Genomic DNA, 22,222 nt, shown 5'->3' with positions numbered 1-22,222 from the left:
GAATCAGATGAAATTGATTTCCTTGAGGTAGTCACAGCCTCGACGCAGCAGCGCCGGAGACTTTTCCGGGTAGTGAGTGCCCATCAGCCGTACGCCGTTCTGAGCGTTGTCATGGCTGATCATGGAGATGTCGCCAATGTCTTCTTCGAAGCCGTTGAGGTAGAAACCCAAGACGCCAAACAACGCGTTGTCGCTGTCGACCCGACCCAACTGCTGCTGCCAGTCGGGGATGCTGACCATGGAGAACTTCTGGCCGGCTTCACGAAAGGACGCGACGTAATCGTCCCAGCTCAGCGGTTCCGGGTTATGGAGGTTGAATACGGCTTTGTCCGCGCAATAGCGGGTGGCATGGAAGGCAATGAACCCGGCGAGAAAATCCACGGGCATCAGGTCGAAGTTCAGCGCTAGGTCCGGCACCTTGCCGAGCTGTATCGAGCCCTTGAGCATCAACATCAAACGATTCTTATGCGGTTGGCATACACCGGTGAGGCTGTTGAAGCTGATGTTGCCGGGCCGATACACATTCACCTGGACCCCACGCTCCCGCGCGCGCTCAAGAATGCGCTCGCCGACCCATTTCGACAGGTTGTAACCGTTCTTGATGTAGATCGGCGGCGTGCGCGCGGCAGGCAGTTCCAACACCCGGCCATCGTCAGTCATGGTGCTGGACGCCGAAAGGGTCGAGACAAAATTGAAGATCTTTTTACTGCGGCCCTCGCACAAGCGCAGACACTCGAAGATCGGTTCGACGTTGTCCCGCGCCAGAGAGCTGTAATCCAGTACGTGATTGACGTTGGCGGCGTTGTGGACCAGCACGCCGAACTCGCGGTCCAGGCGCTCGTAATCCTGCGGTGTCAGCCCCAGCGAGGGCTGCGTGATGTCTGCGGGGTACACCCGTACTCGGCTCACGTCCAGATGCGTCAGACGGTTTTCCCGCAACGACTGAATGAAGCGCTCCTGGGCAGATTGACCGTTGCCCTCGCGCACCAGACAAGCCACCTCGATGACGCCACAGGCCAGCAATGCCTCGACGATGTGCGCGCCTACAAAACTGTTGGCACCCGTTACGATCACCTTGCGCACATCGCCCATGCGGCTGGCAGGTAGGGGCTGAACTTGAAGTGGGCGAAAGGCATCGTCAAGCGCCTGTTCGCTCAGCACCTCTTCCGTGCCGGCACCGCGGACCAATGTCGCCAGTTTTGCGATAGTCGGCAGCTCGATGAACCGGTTGATCGAAATACTGCGTCCGAACGTCTCCCGCAGTCGCAGGAGCATGCGCGACAGCAGGATCGAGTGCCCCCCCAGATTGAAAAAGCTTTCATCGGTGCCGATGTCGCTGGCAGGCAACTGCAGCAACTCGGCCCAGATATCGAGCAGCACCGCTTCATCCGAGTTGGCCGGCAACCGCCGTGAGATGTTATCGCTCAGGCTGACAGGCACTTGCAGAAGTGCCTTGCGATCCACCTTTCCATTGCTCGCAAACGGCATGCTGGGCAATTCGGTCCAGGCACAAGGTTGCATGTAATCCGGCAATAACTGGCAAGCGTGGGCCATCAATGCTGTGCGGGCGATTCCGGGTAGCGTCTCCCGAGGTTGCGCGAGGAACGCGAGAATGCGCCGCTGGCTGTCGATCACCACTGCAACTTGGCGATACAGCTGACTGTCGCGCAGACAGCGTTCGATTTCTTCCGGTTCGACCCGAAAGCCGCGGATCTTCACCTGGTTGTCCAGGCGCCCGCACAGCTCGATGCCGGCTTCGGTCCACTTCGCCATGTCGCCCGTGCGGTAGGCGCGCAGGGTCTGCCCGTCTGGCAGGTTGAGGTTCAAATATCGTTCGGCGGTCTGCTTTGGATTGTTGAGGTAGCCGAGGCAAACGCCGGGTCCGACGATGTACAGTTCGCCAACGGTGTGTTCGGCCACCGGTTGCAAATCTTCATCGAGAATCAGTACCTGGCTGTTGGCGATCGGCGCGCCAAGGGTGCGATTGCTGTCGCCGCTGCGTAATTGCCGTGCGGTGATCAAGACCGTCGCTTCAGTCGGGCCATAGAGGTTATAGAGGCTGCCCTGACGCGTGAGCTGTTCGATGACACAGGGTTCGCACACGTCGCCCCCGGTCATCACGTGTTCGAGGCCCAAAAGTTGCTCCAGTGGCAGAATGCTCAGCAGCGCCGGAGGCAAAAAGGCATGGCTCAGTCGCTCGCGACGGATCAGCTCCACCAGTTGCAAAGGGTCGCGGCGTTGGTCATCCCCGGGGACTACCAGTCGGGCACCTTGCAGCAGGGTCGGGAAAATATCGATCAGCGAGGAGTCGAACCCCAACGATGAGAATTGCAGCACATGACAGTCTTCGGTCAGGTGCACATAGTCGGCGTACCACGCCGTGAAGTGCGCCAGGTTAGCCTGGCTGAGCGATACACCCTTGGGGTGACCGGTAGTGCCCGAAGTGTAGAGCGCCATGCAGGGTGCTTCGAGCGAGGGACGCCTGCCCATCAGCGGCTGATGGAGGACCACGTCGTCGAAGTCGATCGCACAGATGTCCATACTGGACATCTCATCGGCGAGTGGGTGATTGCCGTCATGCAACAGCAACACAGCACCGGCGTTTTCCAGGATGTATTGCTGACGTTGCAGCGGATGGCTCGGCTCCAACGGCAGATACACCGCACCGCTGCCCAGGATCGCCAGAATGCCCGCATACAGCGCGCTGCATTTCGGCAGGCAGATACCGACGACCCATGGCCCCTCATGCGCTGCGAGCAACGGCTCCAATTTCTGAGCGATGGCCCGGCTGTAAGCATGCAACTGACCATAAGTGAGCGTGGCGCCGGCGATGCACAGCGCCGGCCGGTGGGCTGACTCGATAAAACGCTGCTCCAGGCGTTCGATCATTGGGACTTGGGCGAGTTGCTGCAACCGCTTATCCGCAGTGGCATTGAGCCGATGGACGAAGGCGAGGCGCTCAAGAAACAGCAGGCCTTCCACTTGCTTGAACGGCGAGAGAGGAGCGGGTTCGGCATTGAGAAAAGAGTCCGCGTCTCGTGAGAAACGGCTGACCAACACTGCGACGTGTTCGACGATATTTGCCATGGCTCGCAGACGTAGCGCCTGGCCGTTGCCAGAAGGCTCTTCGGCTAACGGCATTCGTGTGAGCAGCGTCGACCCCAGCGTGCACAGCAGGTCCAGCGGTGGCAGCCCTGATGCACCCGCAGCGCCGACCCCCAGGCTCAGTGTCAACCGCAGTGCATCCACGGGGTGCGTGAATGTCAGGCTGGCATCATCGATGACCAGATCGACCGAGACCGGTGTTGGCTGATTCAGATCTTCAAGATGCGTCAGTGAATGGCCGTGTTGTTCAAGCTCCAGCGTCAGCTCGGTCAAGGCCGGACTGCGGCCAACAAGCAAAATATCGAGACGTCTCATGATGTGCTCCTCGTTAAGCCAGGTATTCGCTCAAGGCGGTCTGAACGCACGGTGAGTCGAGCAGCGAACTGCTTTGGAAAAACCGCACGATGTTGGCGACCAGCGGGTGATGGCGGTTGACCGGGTAGGCCAGTCCGCCGACTTCACTCTGGAGGGCATGGCGTGTGGCATCGCTGATCTGCAAGGCATCGATCAGGCGCAAGTCGAAGGATTTCTGGATGTCGTTGGTCAGGTAATGGCTGATGAACACCGGCAGGATTCGCGCGATGCATTGGCGGTCAGCTTCACTCGCCGTGTGCCAGTAGATACGCACCAATTGTGCCCAGAAGCCGGAATGGCGACCCTCGTCCAGCAAGTGATCGGCCATCAGTCCCTTGATCGACTGCTTGACGCTGTCGTCCCTGGCGAATGCCGCGACATCGCCGGTGACGGTGTTCTCGGCTATGGCCACACAGATCAACTCCACGGCTGCGCGCAGAGGCTCGGGTGCCAGTGCGATCGCTGCTGGAATCGCCCGGCTCAGCTCGATTTCATCCGGCAACTCGATGGGAGCGATTCCCGTGAGTGCAATGGTCTGCTGCATGAAGTCCATCGCCACCAATGCGTGATAATCCTCATCAATCACCACGCTCATGGCGTCGTAACGACAGGCAAACGGGAAGGGCACGGAGAAGCGATTCTTGGCGATGCTGCGTGCGGTTTTATCGACGATCTCGGTTTCGAAAATCACCACATCGTTGATGAACTTATAGAGCGTCTGTACGAGTGCGAAATCCCGTTGTTCCGGGCATTCGCTCCCGAAGGTCTCGCTCAGCACCAGCGGCTGGCGGCTGAGCGGGTAGATCAGCCTGTCGTCGTTCTCCAGCATGCGGCGCGGGCGGGTGCGAATGGTCGCGCGGCTTTCCCAGGTGTCGGCAAAGGATTGGTAGTCGGCGGCGTTCATGCGTTCACCTGCGCCAGGGGTTCGTTCATGCTTTGGCGCAGCCCGTCCCATAACGCTATGCGGCTTTCCACGGCGGCCAGGCCGCTGGCATACACGTCTTCTTCGCGTTGTGGGTCGCCATCGACCAGCCGAGCCAACAATTGTTGCGCAGCGGGGCCGTGATCTTCGGAATCGACATCGATATGCCGTTGCAGGTAGTAACGGAAGGTCGGCGCCTGATCCATGCCGATGTCCCAATCATCGAGAATGCGCTGGAACATCTGCGGGATCACGCTTTCGCGTCCATGCAGAAAAGCGGCCGCCACGCTGTGGGCGGGCGCGTGCAGGGCAGTGTGCAAGGTTTGGCGCACGAACTGCGCGACAGCCGGGTCGACCTCTACGCTGCGCAACGCCACGTCATAACTCACGCCTTGCCGTTGCAGCGCCACGAAACGTTCTACGGTAAAAGTGCTGGCACCGACTTCGCGCATGGCATCGAGGTACAACTCGAAATGGCTGCAGTGGCCCTGGATGGGACGATCGTCGGATTCTTCACCAAGCACGATTTCATTGATCAATCGCGCGGCACGGGGATCCGATGGCGGCAGCCATGGCAACTGGACGCACGTCAGTTCCTGTTGCATGCGTTTGGTCAGCGACATGAAATCCCAGACTGCAAACACATGGGATTCCATGAAACGTTGAAGTACCGAAAGGGAATGTATTTCAGAAAATATGGGGTGCGAACTTAATTCTGCCTTTTTCTGATCAAGACGATCTTTAGTCGATTTCATGACGAGCCTATAGGTCGATAATTTGAAAGAGGTGTGCTGGGGTTACAATTTAAATGAAGTTTCCTTTTGGCGAGCGAGTGCTGCTGGCGTTGAGCGGTCAGTGATGTACACGACACGGTGTTAGCGCCTTCGAGCCATGATTCAGGGTGGCGCATAAAAAATTAATACACGAACAAAGTGTTGGGCAAGTTATTTTTATACTATTTTAAAGTTCAACTTTTTAATGCGCGACAGGCCCCAATAAAACTTTTTTATCAGGTTTTATTGGGGCGAAGTTGCTCCTTCCGACTTATATAAGTAGAAATGGAAATAAAGAGTGAATGCCTCACTCGAGCAACTTTCTAAGAGGGATCATTAGTGTGATTTGAGGAGTGGAAGATGGCCGAATGCCAATCCTTCCTTTTCCCGTGGCAAGACTCCTTCCGTAGGTTCTTGATGGGGTGGCGGCGCCGATCACACAGCGCTTCGCCGATTTGTTATTGGTTGGCAATCCAAGAGTGAGCGTAAATCAAGGCAGCCGCTATCACCGGCGTGTCCTGTCGTCAGAGAAGGGATGGAACCCGCGGGAGGAAGGGGCGTACGCGCTCGCGGCAGACACCTCGAGCAGGAACGCCTGCTCGATCAGGGCTGACACAACGCTTCGTATCTAGGCTTTTCTGTTTTTGGCTTCGGGGCTTTCGAGGTAACGGGTGATGGCCTCTACGCCTCGATTGAGGTGGTTTTCCAGCAACTGCACGGTGTGCTCGATGTTGCGCGCTTGTGCCGATTGCAGCAACGCGCGGTGATCATCCTGGGACAGCTTGCCCAGGCCCATGGCTTCCAGGTTGAAGCGCAGGAAACGTTCTTCTTCGTTCAGACCCTCTTCGATCAGCTTCAACAAACGCTGGTTAGGGGCCCGGCTATAGAGTGCCATGTGAAACAAGCGGTTGAGCCGGCCGATTTCGGCGTAGTCGTGCTCGGTTTCCAGCTCGTCGATACAGCGGGCCGCCAGTTCGAGATCCTCGGGTGTGAGCAACGGGATTGAAAGCCGCAGCGCCTCACACTCCAGCAGTATGCGCAGCGCATAGGTTTCGGCGGCATCACCCTGGACCAGGGGCGCCACGACCGCGCCTTTATGGGCGATGACATTGAGCAACGCCTGGGCTTCGAGCTGGCGCAGTGCTTCGCGCACGGGCATGCGGCTGACCCCGAACAGGTCGGCCAGATCCTGCTGACGAAGAGCGGCGCCGCACGGGATTCGACCGTCGAGAATGGCGGCGCGCAAGGTTTGCTCAATGACGGAACGGGCCTCGTGGGCGGGAATCGGGCCGTTGACCTTGATACTGCCCAAAGGGTTCGGTTTTTGTGTCACTACAACGCACCCTGAATGCTGAAAAATTGGATCCAAATTGACACTAGTGACTGCCTCAAAGGTTGTCAAACCCGCTATTCAAACATCTTGTACACGCAAGCTTAGCGCGGCTGCGCGATCTCACCGTGCCATTGCTGCTGTAAACGGCTAACCTTCACCACCAACCGACTCCACCTGCCTACATGGATGCCTCGCATTGGCGGTACGTTTCGCGATCCCTCGGACTGTGCGCTGGCTATGCGGCGCGTTGTTGCTGGCCGGCATCTTGCCGTTTGGCCTGCATGCCGATTGGGATTTTTCCCTGATCAGCCGTCGGGCGCAGGCATTGTACGGACCTTTGGGCGAAGGTCAGCAACGAATCGATGCCTGGCAGAATCTGCTGGCTACGCAAAAGCAGGTCAGCGAGCTGGAGAAGCTCAAGGTGGTCAACCAGTTCTTCAATCGGCAAATGCGCTATCAGGAAGACATCGACCTCTGGCACACGGTCGATTACTGGGAGACGCCGATCGAAGCTTTGTGGAAGGGCGCCGGAGATTGCGAAGACTATGCGATCGCCAAATATTTCAGTCTGCGCCATCTCGGCGTTCCCAGCGACAAACTGCGCATCACTTACGTCAAGGCGCTGAGCTTGAATCGCGCGCACATGGTGCTGACGTACTACGCCAGCCCCGATGCGGTGCCACTGGTGCTCGACAGCCTGATCGACGCGATCAAACCCGCCAGCCAACGAACCGACCTGCTGCCTGTCTACGCTTTTAATGCCGAGGGCGTGTGGCTGCCGGGTGCCAAGGGCAATAAACGAGTCAGCGATACCAAACGCCTGTCCCGCTGGCAGGACGTTCTGAAAAAAATGCAGGCCGAAGGATTTCCGGTCGAGTCGACTAACTAGGAGCACGCTCTCAGATGTCTTTGTTCAAACAGCTGTTGATCGCAATCTGTCTGTTCCTCGTGGTCGCCTTCACCGGCAGCTTCATGGTCAGCCTTGAAAGCTCGCGTACCCAGTACGTCAACCAGCTGCGCTCACATGCGCAGGACGCCGCGACAGCGCTGGCGCTGTCGTTGACGCCGAACATCGATGACCCGGCGATGGTCGAGCTGCTGGTCAGTTCGATTTTCGACAGCGGGTATTACGCCAGCATCCGCGTGGTTGATCTGTCGAACGACAAGACGCTGGTCGAACGCAACGGCATTCCTTCGGTGAACAACGTGCCGGACTGGTTCGTCAAGCTGATCGGCCTGGAACCGGCCGGTGGGGATGCGATTGTCAGTCGTGGCTGGGAGCAGGCGGCGCGGGTCGAGGTGGTCAGCCACCCTATGTTCGCTATCGCCAAGTTGTGGCAGAGCGCGCTCGGCAGCCTCGGCTGGCTGCTGCTCTGCGGCGCGGTCAGTGCGGCACTGGGTGCGTTGCTGCTGCGCCGGCAATTGAAGCCGCTGGACTACATGGTTCAGCAATCCCATGCCATCGCCCGCCGGGAATTCCTCAGCCTGCCCGATCTGCCGCGCACCCCGGAATTGCGTCGGGTGGTCCAGGCCATGAACCAGATGGTCGAAAAGCTCAAGGCGTTGTTTCAGGAGCAGGCCGAACGCAGTGAAAAACTGCGCGACGAGTCTTATCAGGATTCGTTGACCGGGTTGGCAAACCGACGCTATTTCGAGATGCAGCTGAATGCAGCGGTGAGCAATCCCGAATCGGCCAGTTCGGGTTACCTGATGCTTTTACGGGTCAAGGATCTTGCCGGGTTGAATCAGCGCCTCGGGGGCCAGCATACCGATGAGCTGCTCAAGGCGGTCGGCCTGCAGCTATCCCGTGAGTGTGCCAGGTATCCCGAAACGTTGAACCTGGTGACGCGGGTTCGCGGTGGCGAATTTGCCGTGCTGGCGCCGGGGCTGATGCATGCCGAAGCGCTGCAACTGGCGCAACACCTGGACCTGGCCCTGACCAGCTTGCATGCGACGGGCGCCACCGATGTGGCAGCGGTGGCCTACATTGGCTTGGCGCCGTTCAAATTTGGCGATGCACCTCAGGCGGTGCTCGGCCGTGCCGACCAGGCCCTGGCCCAGGCAGAAGGCCAGGGTGATTCGAGATGGGTGTGCCTGGATCACAGCGCACCTTCTACCCTCGCCGACGATCATCACAGCTGGCACCGTTTGCTCGATCAGGCGCTGAACCAGCGTCGGTTCGAGTTGTATTTCCAACCCGTGGTGGCCAGCCAGGACACGACGTTGGTGCTGCATTACAAAGTGCTGTCGCGGCTGATCGACGATCAGGGCGAGGCGATTCCCGCTGGTCGGTTCTTGCCGTGGCTCGAGCGTTTCGGCTGGGCCGCGCGGCTGGATCGCCTGATGTTGGAACAGGTGCTTGAGCACATGCCAGGCCATCAGGCGTCACTGGCGCTGAACCTGTCGTCGGCGACGCTGACCCATCCGCAGGCGCTGGGGAAAGTCTTCGACATCCTGCGCGCCCATTCCAACCTCGGCCCAAGGCTGATCCTGGAAATCGGCGAAGAACAATTGCCAGAACAGGCCAAGCTGGAAGACCTGATGCGACGCCTGCGCGAGATTGGTTTCTCACTGGGCCTGCAACACTTCGGCGGGCGCTTCAGCATGATCGGCAACCTGGCCCGCCTGGGGCTGGCGTATCTGAAAATCGATGGCGTGTACATCCGCGCCATCGATCACGAGAGTGACAAGCGCTTGTTTATCGAGGCGATCCAGCGCGCGGCACACAGCATCGACCTGCCGTTGATTGCCGAGCGGGTTGAGACCGAAGGGGAGCTGGCGGTGATTCGCGAGATGGATATTTTTGGTGTGCAGGGGCAGTTGGTTGGGGAGCCAAAGCCCTGGGAGTGATTCCGCAAAGGCTTTGCCCTCCTCAAGGACAAAAATCCGAAGCTAGATCAGCCCCAGATCATCCTCATCCACAAGATGAGCCAAACCGCCCAGCGCTTCCCGCGCCTGGTAGCGATCTGACAGCTTGGTTTGCGCGGCGGCTGGAAGGTCGGTGACGCGGATGACGCCCTTCTCGATCAGCACCTGGATCAGGTCGTCGATGACCCGGATCATGTCCAGGTCGCTCTGTTTCAATTGCTTGAGCTGTTTGATCTGCTGCGATTGTTTCTGGCTGTTGGCCATCAACTTGCTGGCAAACCATTCCTGCAGGTCGGGGTGATCGGCCGGCAGGGTTTCGGTGGATTCGGCGTACGCTTGGGCTTCGACGCGCATCAATTGGCCGGCTGTGTCGCGTTGCACGTAGAACATTGAGCATCCCTCACACGTTGAGCAGCGTCATCCTGTCAGCAGCATAGGCGAAATAAGCCATATGGTTATTCGCTAACGGTATTTAAATTAAGCTTCTTATATCTATAAAGTCATCCCCCTGCGTACCTGCCGACCAATCGGCGCGCCGCACGACACGAACCAACACGGGACCTCCGTGAGTTTCTGATCGACGTGCGCGCCTTTGAGCGTGCCGTGCGTGGGAGTAATTTTATGTCCGCCGTTTGCGAAACACGCAATATCGCACCGCAAGCCTTCGAGATCCGCCCGTTCAACGGCGTCGTGGGTGCCGAAATTGTCGGCCTCGACCTGTCCCTCCCGGTCAACGACCAGGACTTTGCTCGCATCCATCGCGCACACCTGGAACATCATGTCGTGGTCTTCCGCGACCAGCGCATTACCCCAGAACAACAGATCGCCTTCAGCCGCCGTTTCGGCGTGTTGCAGATCCACGTACTCAAACAATTCCTGCTGACCGGGCACCCGGAAATCCTCATCGTTTCCAACATCATCGAAAACGGCCAGTCCATCGGCCTGGGTGACGCCGGCAAATTCTGGCACTCGGATCTTTCCTACAAGGAACTGCCCAGCCTGGGTTCGATGCTGCATGCTCAGGAGTTGCCCTCCGAAGGCGGCGACACCCTGTTCGCCGACATGCATAAAGCCTGGGACAACCTGCCCGACGCGTTGCGCAAGGCCGTCGAAGGACGCTCGGCGGCGCATTCCTACACGGCACGCTACAGCGAGACCAAGTTCGAGGGCAATTGGCGCCCGACCCTGACGCCGGAGCAACTGGCCCAGGTCGCCGAAGTCGTTCATCCGATCGTGCGTACGCACCCGGAAAACGGGCGTAAGGCGTTGTTCGTCAGCGAGGGTTTCACCACCCGTATCGTCGGTTTGCCTGAGGACGAGAGCAAGCACCTGCTTGAGGAGCTTTATGCCCACAGCGTGTTACCGCACAACATCTACCGCCACCAATGGCAGCCCCACGACCTGGTGTTCTGGGACAACCGCTCATTGATCCATCTCGCCACAGGTTGCCCAAGCCATCTGCGCCGCAAGCTGTATCGCACCACCATCCAGGGCACCAAGCCGTTTTAAGGGAGCTGATTGACATGAACGCCCCATTGCCAGGCCACACGGTCAGCAACCCGAACGCCACAGCCCAGGCGCTGTTGTCGGTCGATAACGTCAGCCTCGAGTACCGCACGCCCCAACGGGTGGTTCGAGCGACCCATCAAGTCAGTTTCGAGATCGATCCGGCGGACCGTTTTGTCCTGCTGGGGCCATCCGGATGCGGTAAATCGACCTTGCTCAAGGCTGCAGCCGGATTCATCCAGCCGGTCGAGGGTGAAATCCGTCTGCAAGGCCAGCGCGTCGATGCGCCGGGGCCGGACCGGATCGTCGTATTTCAGGAATTCGATCAGCTGCCGCCCTGGAAAACCGTCAAACAGAACGTGATGTTCCCGTTGCTGGCGTCAAAAACCCTCAAGCGCAAGGAAGCCGAAGCCCGAGCGCTGCATTATCTGGAGAAGGTCGGGTTGGCGGCATTCGCCGATGCCTATCCGCACACCCTCTCGGGCGGCATGAAAGCGCGCGTGGCCATTGCCCGGGCCTTGGCCATGCAGCCAAAAATCCTGCTGATGGACGAACCCTTCGCCGCGCTCGATGCGCTGACTCGGCGCAAGATGCAGGAAGAGTTGCTGCTGCTCTGGGAAGAGGTGCGGTTCACGTTGCTGTTCGTCACGCACTCCATCGAAGAAGCGTTGGTGGTGGGCAATCGCATCCTGTTGCTGTCACCGCATCCGGGGCGCGTGCGGGCGGAAGTCCACAGCCATCAATACGATCTGCACAGCCTGGGTGGCGCGGGGTTTCAGGAATCGGCGCGGCGCATTCATCGGCTGTTGTTCGATGAAGGCCCGTCAGAGCAAACCGAACGCGAACTGGATTTCACCGATATCCGCATCGCTTATTGAGCCAGTTGAGAGGAGGGCCCGATGAGCCATTTATCATCCCCGCGTGAAGAATTCGAAAATGTTCTGCCGCCACTTGCCAACGTGCCGCTGGAGCGTGAGCTGCCGCTGGGCCAGCGCCTGTGGCAACAGGGCTGGATTCGCAAAGGCCTGATCCTGATTCTGTTGGCGGTGCTGTGGGAAGCCATCGCCCGTTACCAGAACAACGACCTGCTGCTGCCCAGCTTCGTGCAGACCGCCCAGGCGCTGTATGGCGGGCTGGCCAGTGGCGAATTGCTCGGTAAGGTGTGGATTTCCCTGGTGGTGTTGGTCAAGGGCTACCTGATCGGCATCGTTCTGGCGTTTGCCCTGACCACCCTGGCGGTGTCGACCCAGTTGGGCCGTGACCTGCTGAGCACGCTGACCTCGATGTTCAACCCGTTGCCGGCCATTGCCTTGTTGCCGCTGGCGCTGTTGTGGTTCGGGCTGGGTCAGAACAGCTTGATATTCGTGCTGGTGCATTCGGTGTTGTGGGCTCTGGCGTTGAACACCTACGCCGGCTTCCTCGGTGTTTCGGAAACCCTGCGCATGGCGGGCCGCAACTATGGCCTCAAGGGCATGCGTTTTGTGTTGTTCATTCTGATCCCGGCCGCGCTGCCATCGATCCTCGCCGGGTTGAAAATCGGTTGGGCGTTCGCCTGGCGCACCTTGATTGCGGCGGAACTGGTGTTTGGCGCCACCAGTGGCAAAGGTGGACTGGGCTGGTACATCTTCCAGAATCGCAATGAGTTATACACCGACAAGGTGTTCGCCGGGTTGGCGGTGGTGATCCTGATTGGGTTGCTGGTTGAAAATCTGGTGTTCGATTCGCTGGAGCGGGTGACGGTGAAGCGGTGGGGGATGCAGCGGTAGGTGTTGCCTGCTCGCGATGGGCCGGTGCAATCACCACCCGTTTTGCTAGCATTGCGCTCAAATCAATCCCCATTGCCAATGAGTGCTCAGCATGCAACTCCCGGACATCAACCTTTTGGTCGCCCTCGACGCCCTGCTCGACGAGGGTAGCGTGGTGGGCGCGGCGCGGCGGATGAACCTCAGCCCGGCCGCCATGAGTCGCACGTTGACGCGCATTCGCGAGGCGATTGGCGATCCGATTCTGGTGCGCGCCGGTCGTGGCCTGGTGCCGACACCCAAGGCGCTGGAGTTGCGTGAACAGGTGCGCGATGTGGTGGAGCAGGCGGCCAGGCTGTTTCACTCGGCGCGAGTGGTGGACCTGGGCAGCTTGCGCCGGCGCTTCAGCATCCGTGCGAACGACTTTTTTGTCGGGGTTTACGGCGGCAAGCTGTCCGACACCCTTGAGCGTCAGGCGCCGCATTGCGAGCTGCGTTTCGTCCCGGAAGGTGACGGGGATGATGAGGCGTTACGCGAAGGGCGTATCGACCTGAACGTCAGCAACAACCGTCCGCTGATGCCGGAAGTGAAGGTGCAAAATCTGTTTTCCACACAGTTTGTCGGCCTGGTGCGCGAGGATCACCCGCTGCTGGACGAGGAGATCACGCCCGAGCGTTTTGCCACCTTTTCCCACATCAGCGTGTCCCGGCGCGGCATCGCTCGCGGACCCATCGATACGGCGTTGAATGCCCTTGGCCTGGATCGCCGGGTCGCGGTGATCGCCCCGAGTTTCCATGCGGCGATGTTCGCATTGCCCGATTCCGACCTCATTCTGCCAGTGCCCCGCGAAACGTTGCTGAGCGTGCGCCGTCTGGGCTTGAAATTGCGTTCGTTCACCCTCCCGGTCCCGCTGCCAACCCTCATGCTGACGCAAGCCTGGCACCCGCGATTCGACAATGACCCGGCACACCGCTGGCTACGCGAAACGGTAAAAGCCTGCTGCGAGGAAACGTGGTTGGCCGCCCAAGGTTGATGACTGCAATGGTCGTTAACACCTATGGATGGTGTTGCGTCTGACACTGAGGTGTCAGGCTGTGCGCCTCGGAGTGCGACACAACATCGTTGTGTCTGGTGCACTTATACATTGCCGATAAGTCAGTTTTCGTCAGTGGTTGGCGTCCGTAGACTGCCAACCTATTCATTTTGGAGTCTTGAACCGATGACCTCCCTGACGGCCTCGGCGCCGTTGGCCGCGCCCGCACAATTGGGCCTGCGGACCATTATTGGCCTGGTGGGCGTGTTGCTTGCCGTGCTGGTGTCGGGCCTCAACGAGATGGTCACCAAGGTCGCCCTCGCCGACATTCGCGGGGCCCTGGCCATCGGCTACGACGAAGGCACCTGGCTGGTCGCCAGTTACACCGCTACCTCGGTGGCCGCAATGGCCTTCGCGCCGTGGTGTGCCGTAACGTTCTCGCTGCGACGCTTCACCCTCTGCGCCATCGGCCTTTTCACCTTGCTGGGCGTGCTGTCGCCGTTTGCCCCGAATTACGAAAGCCTGCTGCTGATGCGCACCTTGCAAGGCCTGGCGGGCGGTGCATTGCCGCCCATGCTGATGACGGTGGCCCTGCGTTTTCTGCCGGCCAACGTAAAGCTATATGGCCTGGCCGGTTATGCATTGACCGCCACGTTCGGCCCTGGACTGGGCACGCCGTTGGCGGGTTTGTGGACCGAGCATGTCGGATGGCAATGGACGTTCTGGCAAATCATCGCACCGTGCCTCATTGCCATGGCGGCGGTGGCCTATGGCATCCCCCAGGACCCGGTGCGTCTGGAGCGTTTCAAGCAATTTAACTGGCGCGGCGTGGTACTGGGTTTTCCAGCGATCTGCATGTTGGTCATCGGCATTTTGCAGGGCAATCGGCTGGACTGGTTCGAGTCGAGCCTGATCTGCGGCTTGCTGGGCGGCGGGCTGGTTTTGCTGGTGCTTTTCCTTATCAACGAATGGTCACAACCGATTCCGTTCTTCAATCTGCAGATGCTGGGCATCCGCAACCTCTCGTTCGCCTTGCTGACGCTGGCCGGCGTATTGGTGATCCTGCAGGCGGTGATCATCCTGCCTTCCAGTTACCTGGCGCAGGTTCAAGGATATCGCCCCGTGCAGACGGCACCGATCATGTTGCTGGCGGCCTTGCCGCAGTTGATCGCACTGCCGTTGGTAGCGGCACTGTGCAACCTCCGTTGGGTGGATTGCCGCTGGGTGTTGGGGGCCGGCCTGAGCATGCTGGCGCTGTCCTGCATCGGCGGCTCGCAACTGACGTCGGTGTGGATTCGCGACGACTTCTACGCGCTGCAACTGCTGCAGATTTTCGGCCAGCCGATGGCGGTGCTGCCGTTGTTGATGCTCTCCACCGGCAGCATCACGCCAATGCAGGGGCCGTTCGCCTCTTCGTGGTTCAACACCGTAAAAGGCCTGGCAGCGGTGATCGCCACAGGCGTGATCGAGACGCTGACCACTTCGCGGCTGCACTTTCATTCGACCATGTTGGTGGACCGCCTCGGTCATTCGCCGATGGTCGATGGCGATAGCGCGGGCTTGGCCCATCGGCTGCACGAGCAAGCCGTGGTGCTGACCGCTTCGGACCTTTATCTGTGCATGACCGGTATCGCCGGCGTGCTGATGCTGTTGATTTTCTGGCTGCCGACCCGGATTTTTCCGCCGCGCGCGCCGACGTGAATGCTCCACTGGAACTGAAGGTTTTTATGATGACTCAATCAAAGAAAAAAGTGGCTGTAGCCATCGCCGCCGTGGTGGCGGTGGGCGTGCTGGTCTATGTCCTGGCGCCGGGACTGTTCGGCAAACGCACCCAACAGAACACCAATGATGCCTTTGTTTCCGCTGACTTCACCCTGGTGGTGCCGCGTGTCGCCGGGTTCATCAAAGAGGTGTACGTGGAGGACAACCAGCAGGTCAAGGCCGGGCAATTGTTGGCGTTGATCGATGATCGGGACCTGCGCGCCGCCGCCCAGGCGGCCGACGCCGAAACACTGGTCGCGCGGGCGCAACTGCAAAACGCGAGGGCGACGCTGGAGCGCCAGGTGTCGGTGATTGCCCAGGCGCAAGCTTCGGTCGTGTCGGCCAAGGCGGAACTGGCTTTTGCCGAACATGAATTGAAACGCTACAACCACCTGGCCGGCGTTGGCGCGGGCACGGTGCAGAATGCCCAGCAAGCCAGCTCGCGGATCGAACAGGCCACGGCCAGGCTGGCGAATGCCACGGCGGTGCTGGCAGCCGAACGTAAACAAGTCGAGATCCTTACGGCGCAGCGTGATGCGGCCGACGGGGGCTTGAAACGCGCACAGGCGGCGCTGGAAATCGCCAGCTTCGAGCTGTCCTACACTCGCATCGTCGCCCCGCAGGACGGCATGGTCGGCGAGCGCGCAGTGCGCGTTGGTGCGTATGTCACGCCCGGGAGCAAGTTGCTCGCGGTAGTGCCGCTGACCCAGGCCTATGTGGTCGCCAACTTTCAGGAAACCCAACTGACCGACGTGCAACCAGGGCAGGACGTGCAGGTGCGCGTCGACAGCCTGGGCGGTGCAGCGCTGTCCGGTCGCGTCGAGAGCATCGCACCGGCCACCGGGGTGACCTTTGCCTCGATCAAACCGGACAACGCCACCGGGAACTTCACCAAGGTGGTGCAGCGCATTCCAGTGAAAATCGTGCTGGAGCCGGGGCAGCCGTTGGCCGATCGGTTGCGGGTGGGGATGTCGGTGGAGGCGATTATTGATACCTCTGGAGGCGGCAAGCGTGAGGTTGTGCAGCGATGAAGATTATTGCTGGCCGCTCTGGCTTCATCGCGGGCAAGCCCGCTCCCACACGAGCACCGCTGTACCTGTTGGAGCAGGCTTGTCCAATCGTCGCACCGTCGCGATGGCGCCATCAGCCCCCGCTCATCGTCGGCGCCTTGCTGGCCATCAGCTTGTCAGCCTGTACCCTTGGGCCTGACTTTCGCAAACCCGAATCCCAGCCCATCAGCCAATGGTCAAAACCTGAGCAGCCGGCCCCCAGCCAAGCCGTTGCCGAGACCATGAACGAGCGCTGGTGGGAGGTGTTCCAGGACGCCAAACTGTCGGCCCTGACCCAGCGTGCACTCAACCGCAACCTGGACCTCAAGCTTGCCAGCAGCCGCTTGCAGCAGAGCCGTGCCGTGCGCCAGGTGATCACCGCCGACCGTTACCCGAACACGGCGGCCACGGCCAGCTACGGACGCAAGCGCAACAGCAGCGAAGGCTTGAGCGACCCATCGGGGCACCAGGGGAAATCGGCTTTCAACTTGTGGGACGCGGGCTTTTCCGCCTCCTGGGAGCTGGATTTCTGGGGTCGGGTGCGCCGTGAAACCGAAGCGGTGGATGCGACCCTCGAAGTCGCCGAAAACGACCAGCGCGGTGTACTGTTGTCGGTGCAAGCCGAAACCGCTCAGGATTACATTCAACTGCGCGGCGTGCAAAACACCCGGGCGGTCACCGAGCAGAACCTGGAGGTCGCGAGGCACAGCCTGAAGCTGTCGCGGCTGCGTTTGGCTGACGGTGTGGCCACGGACCTGGACGTTGCAGAGGCTGCCGCGCAGGTGGCTGCCATCGAATCGCGCCTGCCGGCATTGGAGCAACGCCAGTCGCAATTGATCAACGCGCTGAGCTTGTTGATGGGCGAACCGCCGCAAGCGCTGCAAGCCGAATTGTCCGCTGACGGCCCCGTTCCACAGACCCCCCGCCAGGTAGCGATCGGCCTGCCCTCGCAATTGGCCGAGCGCCGGCCGGACATTCGCCAGGCCGAAGCGCGCCTGCATGCCGCCACAGCGAACATTGGCGTGGCCAAGGGTGACTTCTATCCGCGCATTACGTTGTCCGGCAACTTCGGTTCCCAGGCAATGCAATTGAGCGATTTTGGCTCCTGGAGCTCGCGCTCGTTCGGCATCGGCCCGCAGATTAGCCTCCCGCTGTTTGACGGTGGTCGCCTTCGCGGCGTGCTGGAACTGCGTGAAGCCCAACAACAGGAGGCCGCGATTGCCTATCAGCAAACCGTACTGCGCGCCTGGCATGAAATCGACGATCAACTGACGGCCTACAACGCCACTCAACTGCGCCGCGACAGCCTCGCCGAAGCGGTGCGGCAGAACCAGATCGCCCTGAGCACTGCCAAGCAGCAGTACGTGGAAGGCGTGGTGGATTTCGTCAACGTCCTCACCGTGCAAGCCGAGTTGCTGGCGACGCAGCAGCAATGGGTCGAGAGTTCGACCGGCGTGTCGCTGGCGATGGTCGGGTTGTACAAGGCGTTGGGTGGCGGGTGGGAGTCCGTGTATCCATTGGCGGCGCAACGCTAATCGTTTTGCCAAGTGGCTGCGTTAAGTGTAATGATAATTGCTATCAATCACGCGCATAGAACCACACCATGGACGCAGTCACTGGCGGCAACGATTCTCTTCATCGTCTTTACCGCGAGAACCATGGCTGGCTGCAAGGCTGGTTGCGCAAACGCCTGGGCGACCGGGAGCACGCGGCGGACGTGGCGCAGGATACCTTCCTGCGCCTGCTGGTGTCGGGTCGCATGCCCGGCCCGCAGGAAAGCCGCAGTTACCTGACGCAAATTGCCCGCAATCTAGTGATCGATCAGTGGCGCCGCCTGCGGATCGAGCGCGCCTATCTGGAAAGCATCGCGCATCTGCCGGAGCCGGAATCGCCTTCGCTGGAAACCCGAGCCCTGATCCTTGAAACCCTGATGCAGATCGACGCGATGCTCGATCGCATGCCGGATAACGTGCGCCAGGCTTTCCTGCTCTCGCAATTCGAAGGGATGAGCTACGCGCAAATCGGCGAGCGGCTCGGGGTCACGGTCAGTTCGGTGCAGAAGTACATGACCCGGGCGATTCTCGCCTGTTATCAGTTGGTCTACGAATCATGAGTCGCGCCCACGACGCGCCCATTGATCCGGTCATTGTCGAGCAGGCGAGTGAATGGCTCATGCTGCATTGGGGCGATGATCTGAATGCCGAGAAGCGCCAGGCCTTCGTGCTGTGGCAACAGGCTCATCCAGAGCACCAGCGTGCCTGGCAGCGCTTGCAGCAACTCCAACAAACCTTCGGCTCGGTGCCGGCGCAATGTGCACGGGCTGTCTTGCGCGACAGCCCTGATCCGCAGCGCCGCGCTGCGCTGAAGATGCTCGGTGTGCTGCTGGTCGCGGGTGGGAGCGGATACCTGCTGCAAAATCAGGTGGCCTGGCGCGCTACCTTCGCCGAGCACCGCACCGCCACAGGCGAGATTCGCCACATGACCCTGGGCGATGGCACCCGGCTGGACCTCAACAGCGACAGTGCAGTTGATCTGCGTTTTACCGCGCAGGAGCGTCGGATCAAATTGATCAAGGGCGAAGTGCTGCTCACCAGTGGACACGACCCGATCCGGCCGCTGATCGTGGAAACCGCCGGCGGCGATGTCCAGGCGTTGGGCACGCGGTTTTCCGTACGTGAAATGGATGACGGCGCGCTCGTTGAACTGTACGAAGGACAGTTGCGCATCAGCCCCAGACGAGGCACGCCAGTGCTCATGGATGCCGGCCATAGGCTGTGGTTCAACGCTGGCGGAACCGGTTCGATGCATCCGGCAAGCGTCACTGCCAGCAGTTGGAGCCAGGGCCGCCTGGTGGCCGAACGGCAGCCGCTCGGGCTGTTCCTGGCGGAGCTGGCGCGTTATCGGCCGGGTTGGATTCGCTGCGATGAGTCGGTCTCGCCGTTGCTGCTGACCGGCGTATTTCCACTCGATAACACCGACGCGGTCCTCGCCGCGCTCGAACGTACCTTGCCGGTGCAAGTGCGGTCCGTGACCCGTTACTGGGTGACGGTGAAACGCCGCACCTGAAGTCGCAAAAAAATTCTCACAAGCGCTTGTCGGTTTTCTTGCCCCGTTCGGGATACCTCTTGAAAGCAAATCAAGAAGCATTCTCATACGGAGTTCCAGAATGCCAACACAGAAGACTTTTGCGCTTGATGGCGTCTTGCGCCGCAGTGTATTCGCTACCTTGCTGGCCACCACGCCACTGGTGCCAAACCTGGCCTGGGCCGAAGACGCCGCCGTCAGTCAGGCACGCCAGTACACCATTGCCGCCGGCAACCTCGATCAGGTTCTGAATCGTTTTGCCAGTGAGGCGGGCATTCTGCTGTCGGTGGATGCGCAGCTCACCGAGGGCAAGCGCAGTGCCGGTCTTCAGGGGCGTTTCGATGTGAGCCAGGGCCTTGAACGGTTGCTGGCGGGCAGTGGCTTGCAGGCCGTTTTTGCCCAGGGTGGCTGGTCCTTGCAGCCGATCTCGCAAGATGGCCCTCTGCAGTTGGGTGCTACCCGTGTCAGCGCGCCCGAGGCGCGGGAAAATGCCTGGGGCCCGGTCGCGGGCATCGTCGCCAAGCGTAGCGCCACCGGCACCAAGACCGATGCCGCGCTGGTGGAAATTCCGCAAACGATCAATGTCGTCACCGCCGCCGAAATCAGCTCACGCAACGCGCAAAGCGTGACCGAAGCCCTGCGCTACACGCCGGGGATTACCGGCGGTGGCTTCTCCGACCGGGTGAAGATTTTCGATGAGCCAACCTCGCGCGGCTTCTCGCCGACGCCGCTGTACCTCGATGGCCTGCACCTGCCGTATGGCGGTGGCAGTACCGGTGGTGCATTGCAGATCGAGCCCTACTCGCTGGAACGCATTGAAGTGCTCAAAGGCCCGGCGTCAGTGTTGTACGGACAGAATCAGCCGGGCGGCATCGTCAATCTGGTCAGCAAGCGCCCGACCGCAGAGGCGCTGCACCAGATCAAGTTCGAAGCTGGCAGTTACGATCACAAGAGCGCCGCCATCGACCTCGGTGGGCCGCTGGACGACGAAGGCAAGTATCTTTATCGCCTGACGGCCCTGGCCAATGACAGCCAGGATGAAATCGATTACGTCAAAGACAAGCGTCAGTTCATCGCCCCGAGCTTCACCTGGCGCCCCACTGACGACACCAGCCTGACCCTGTTCGCCCAGTACCAGAAAGACGAAGGTGTTCCCGAGGCGCAGGGGCTTCCGGCCGTGGGTACGTTGTTCGATAACCCCAATGGCAAGATCGACCGTGACCTGTTCCTCGGCGAGCCTGGCGTCAATGACTATCACCGCGAGCAGTACGCCTTCGGCTACGAGTTTTCCCATCGCCTGAACGACGTCTGGACCCTCAAGCAAAACGCACGATATGCGCGGGTCAACGACCACTACACAGCGCCCCTGCATGGTTACCGCTTCGTCGCCAACCCGATCACAGGGCAGAACGATCAGCGCTACCAGACCCGTTACGGCGTGAACTGGCAACAGGACAACAAGGTATTCGGTGTGGATAACATCGCTCAGGCCGAGTTCGACACTGGGCCTCTCAGCCATACGGCAATCGTCGGTGTCGACTACTACCACTTCAACTCGAAGTTCGACGGTCTTTATGACTACAACCCGCCGATCATTGACCTGTTCACGCCGGTCTATGGTCAGTCGCTGAATTTCAGCAACAACAATCGCTGGGACAACACCATCACCCAGACCGGTTTGTACGCGCAGGACCAAATCAAACTCGACCAGTGGGTCTTCGTACTCGGTGGTCGCTACGATTGGGCCGAAACCGATAACAAACAGCCGCTGACAGGTGTGCACAGCAACAACAAGGACGAGAAGTTCACCGGGCGTGGTGGCATCGTCTACCTGTTCGATAACGGCATTGCACCTTTTGTCAGCTATTCGGAGTCGTTCCTGCCAATGACGGGCACCGACGTACGGGGCAGCGCCTTCGACCCGTCCACTGGCAAGCAGTACGAGGCGGGTGTGAAGTACCAGCCGCCGGGCCAGAACAGCTTTGTGCAGATATCCGCCTACGAGTTGGAACAGGAAAACATCCTGACCACGGACCTCGCCAATCCCGGCTTCAGTGGCCAGACCGGCGCCATTCGCTCCAAGGGGATCGAGTTCGAAGCCAAGGCCGAGGTCACCGAATCCCTGAGTGTGATCGCCTCGGCATCGCGTAACGATATCAAGTACACCAAGGACAACGACGGTCGAGAGGGTCGCCACCCGGCGAGCAGTCCGCCGCTGACGGCGGCAATGTGGATCAACTACACGGTGCTGGGCGACACACCGTTGGCCGGAGTCGGCGCCGGGGTCGGCGCGCGGTATGCCCGCAGCAACTATGGCGATGATTACGAGGGCTCCTTTCAGATTCCTTCCTACACCGTGTACGACGCGAGCCTGACGTACGACTTGGGCATGTCTGCCTTTCGTCTCAAGGGGGTGAAACTGGCGTTAAACGTGAAAAACCTTACGGACAAGGAATACGTCGCCAGTTGCAGAAGTGAGTGGGATTGCTACTACGGAGAGGGTCGGACGGTGGTGTCGAGCGTGTCTTACGATTGGTAACCCGGGCTGTGCTAGCCGGCATCCAGGCGCGATGCCGGCATCCGGCCTAGACTTTTGGGTCATGAGCGAAGTGGTCGTCGCCGCACACACCGCTATCGCGAGCATGCTCGCGATTGATCGCAAAGCGGTCGCTCAACTTTTCCCCAGGAGCCC

The 22,222-nt window shown here is 60.2% G+C and carries 17 protein-coding genes; 12 read left to right on the top strand and 5 right to left on the bottom strand.

The window, feature by feature from the left end; translation table 11 throughout:
* Positions 1 to 3: 3 nt before the first annotated feature.
* From AB4N33_RS21090 to AB4N33_RS21075, 4 genes are all read right to left on the bottom strand, one after another.
* Positions 4 to 3,420, bottom strand: a complete 3,417-nt coding sequence (locus AB4N33_RS21090; RefSeq protein WP_476458187.1) for an amino acid adenylation domain-containing protein — start codon at positions 3,418 to 3,420, stop codon at positions 4 to 6.
* 13 nt (positions 3,421 to 3,433) lie between these two features.
* A complete protein-coding gene (locus tag AB4N33_RS21085) occupies positions 3,434 to 4,363 on the bottom strand; it encodes a diiron oxygenase (protein ID WP_476458186.1) in 930 nt (309 codons plus the stop codon).
* A complete protein-coding gene (locus AB4N33_RS21080) occupies positions 4,360 to 5,136 on the bottom strand; it encodes a DUF3050 domain-containing protein (RefSeq protein WP_476458185.1) in 777 nt (258 codons plus the stop codon). The genes AB4N33_RS21085 and AB4N33_RS21080 overlap by 4 nt, the downstream gene beginning before the upstream one ends.
* 646 nt (positions 5,137 to 5,782) lie before the next feature.
* A complete protein-coding gene (locus AB4N33_RS21075; protein ID WP_460119225.1) occupies positions 5,783 to 6,487 on the bottom strand; it encodes a GntR family transcriptional regulator in 705 nt (234 codons plus the stop codon).
* Between the two features lie 196 nt (positions 6,488 to 6,683).
* Here AB4N33_RS21075 and lapG point away from each other — a divergent pair, with 196 nt between their 5' ends.
* The gene (gene lapG / locus AB4N33_RS21070) at positions 6,684 to 7,376 is read left to right on the top strand and encodes a cysteine protease LapG (protein ID WP_476458184.1); all 693 of its coding nucleotides are present in this window, start codon (positions 6,684 to 6,686) and stop codon (positions 7,374 to 7,376) included.
* Positions 7,377 to 7,390: 14 nt separating this feature from the next.
* Positions 7,391 to 9,337, top strand: coding sequence for a cyclic di-GMP receptor LapD (gene lapD / locus AB4N33_RS21065; RefSeq protein WP_476458183.1), 1,947 nt, complete (start codon positions 7,391 to 7,393; stop codon positions 9,335 to 9,337).
* A gap of 42 nt (positions 9,338 to 9,379) precedes the next feature.
* Here lapD and AB4N33_RS21060 read toward each other — a convergent pair whose 3' ends face one another.
* On the bottom strand, positions 9,380 to 9,745 hold the full coding sequence (locus AB4N33_RS21060) for a tryptophan synthase subunit beta (RefSeq protein WP_476458182.1): 366 nt from the start codon (positions 9,743 to 9,745) through the stop codon (positions 9,380 to 9,382).
* Between the two features lie 231 nt (positions 9,746 to 9,976).
* Here AB4N33_RS21060 and AB4N33_RS21055 point away from each other — a divergent pair, with 231 nt between their 5' ends.
* The 10 genes from AB4N33_RS21055 to AB4N33_RS21010 all read left to right on the top strand — a co-directional run bounded on the left by AB4N33_RS21055 (position 9,977) and on the right by AB4N33_RS21010 (position 22,069).
* Entirely contained in the window at positions 9,977 to 10,864 is an 888-nt protein-coding gene (locus tag AB4N33_RS21055) for a TauD/TfdA dioxygenase family protein (protein ID WP_476458181.1), read from the top strand.
* A 14-nt stretch (positions 10,865 to 10,878) separates the two neighbouring features.
* Positions 10,879 to 11,739: an ABC transporter ATP-binding protein gene (locus tag AB4N33_RS21050; RefSeq protein ID WP_460119216.1), complete on the top strand. Its 861-nt coding sequence runs from the start codon at positions 10,879 to 10,881 to the stop codon at positions 11,737 to 11,739.
* Between the two features lie 21 nt (positions 11,740 to 11,760).
* Positions 11,761 to 12,627 carry an ABC transporter permease gene (locus AB4N33_RS21045; protein WP_460119214.1) on the top strand — a complete coding sequence of 289 codons (867 nt, stop codon included), beginning with the start codon at positions 11,761 to 11,763 and terminating at the stop codon, positions 12,625 to 12,627.
* Positions 12,628 to 12,718: 91 nt separating this feature from the next.
* Positions 12,719 to 13,636 carry a LysR family transcriptional regulator gene (locus tag AB4N33_RS21040; protein WP_460119212.1) on the top strand — a complete coding sequence of 306 codons (918 nt, stop codon included), beginning with the start codon at positions 12,719 to 12,721 and terminating at the stop codon, positions 13,634 to 13,636.
* Positions 13,637 to 13,822: 186 nt separating this feature from the next.
* Positions 13,823 to 15,337 (top strand): MFS transporter, encoded by a 1,515-nt coding sequence (locus AB4N33_RS21035; protein WP_460119211.1) that lies wholly within the window; start codon positions 13,823 to 13,825, stop codon positions 15,335 to 15,337.
* Between the two features lie 26 nt (positions 15,338 to 15,363).
* Positions 15,364 to 16,428 (top strand): HlyD family secretion protein, encoded by a 1,065-nt coding sequence (locus AB4N33_RS21030; protein WP_476458180.1) that lies wholly within the window; start codon positions 15,364 to 15,366, stop codon positions 16,426 to 16,428.
* Positions 16,425 to 17,981 (top strand): efflux transporter outer membrane subunit, encoded by a 1,557-nt coding sequence (locus AB4N33_RS21025; RefSeq protein ID WP_476458179.1) that lies wholly within the window; start codon positions 16,425 to 16,427, stop codon positions 17,979 to 17,981. The genes AB4N33_RS21030 and AB4N33_RS21025 overlap by 4 nt, the downstream gene beginning before the upstream one ends.
* A gap of 68 nt (positions 17,982 to 18,049) precedes the next feature.
* Positions 18,050 to 18,559, top strand: coding sequence for a sigma-70 family RNA polymerase sigma factor (locus AB4N33_RS21020; protein WP_476458178.1), 510 nt, complete (start codon positions 18,050 to 18,052; stop codon positions 18,557 to 18,559).
* Positions 18,556 to 19,512 (top strand): FecR domain-containing protein, encoded by a 957-nt coding sequence (locus AB4N33_RS21015; RefSeq protein WP_460140558.1) that lies wholly within the window; start codon positions 18,556 to 18,558, stop codon positions 19,510 to 19,512. Before AB4N33_RS21020 ends, AB4N33_RS21015 begins: the two co-directional genes overlap by 4 nt.
* A gap of 100 nt (positions 19,513 to 19,612) precedes the next feature.
* Positions 19,613 to 22,069 carry a TonB-dependent siderophore receptor gene (locus tag AB4N33_RS21010; protein WP_460119201.1) on the top strand — a complete coding sequence of 819 codons (2,457 nt, stop codon included), beginning with the start codon at positions 19,613 to 19,615 and terminating at the stop codon, positions 22,067 to 22,069.
* The last annotated feature ends 153 nt before the right edge of the window (positions 22,070 to 22,222 follow it).

The sequence above is a fragment of the Pseudomonas sp. S1_E05 genome, assembly GCF_056337105.1.
Note: the sequence above shows the minus strand (reverse complement) of the source record. Positions and strands in the feature narration are given on the sequence as shown.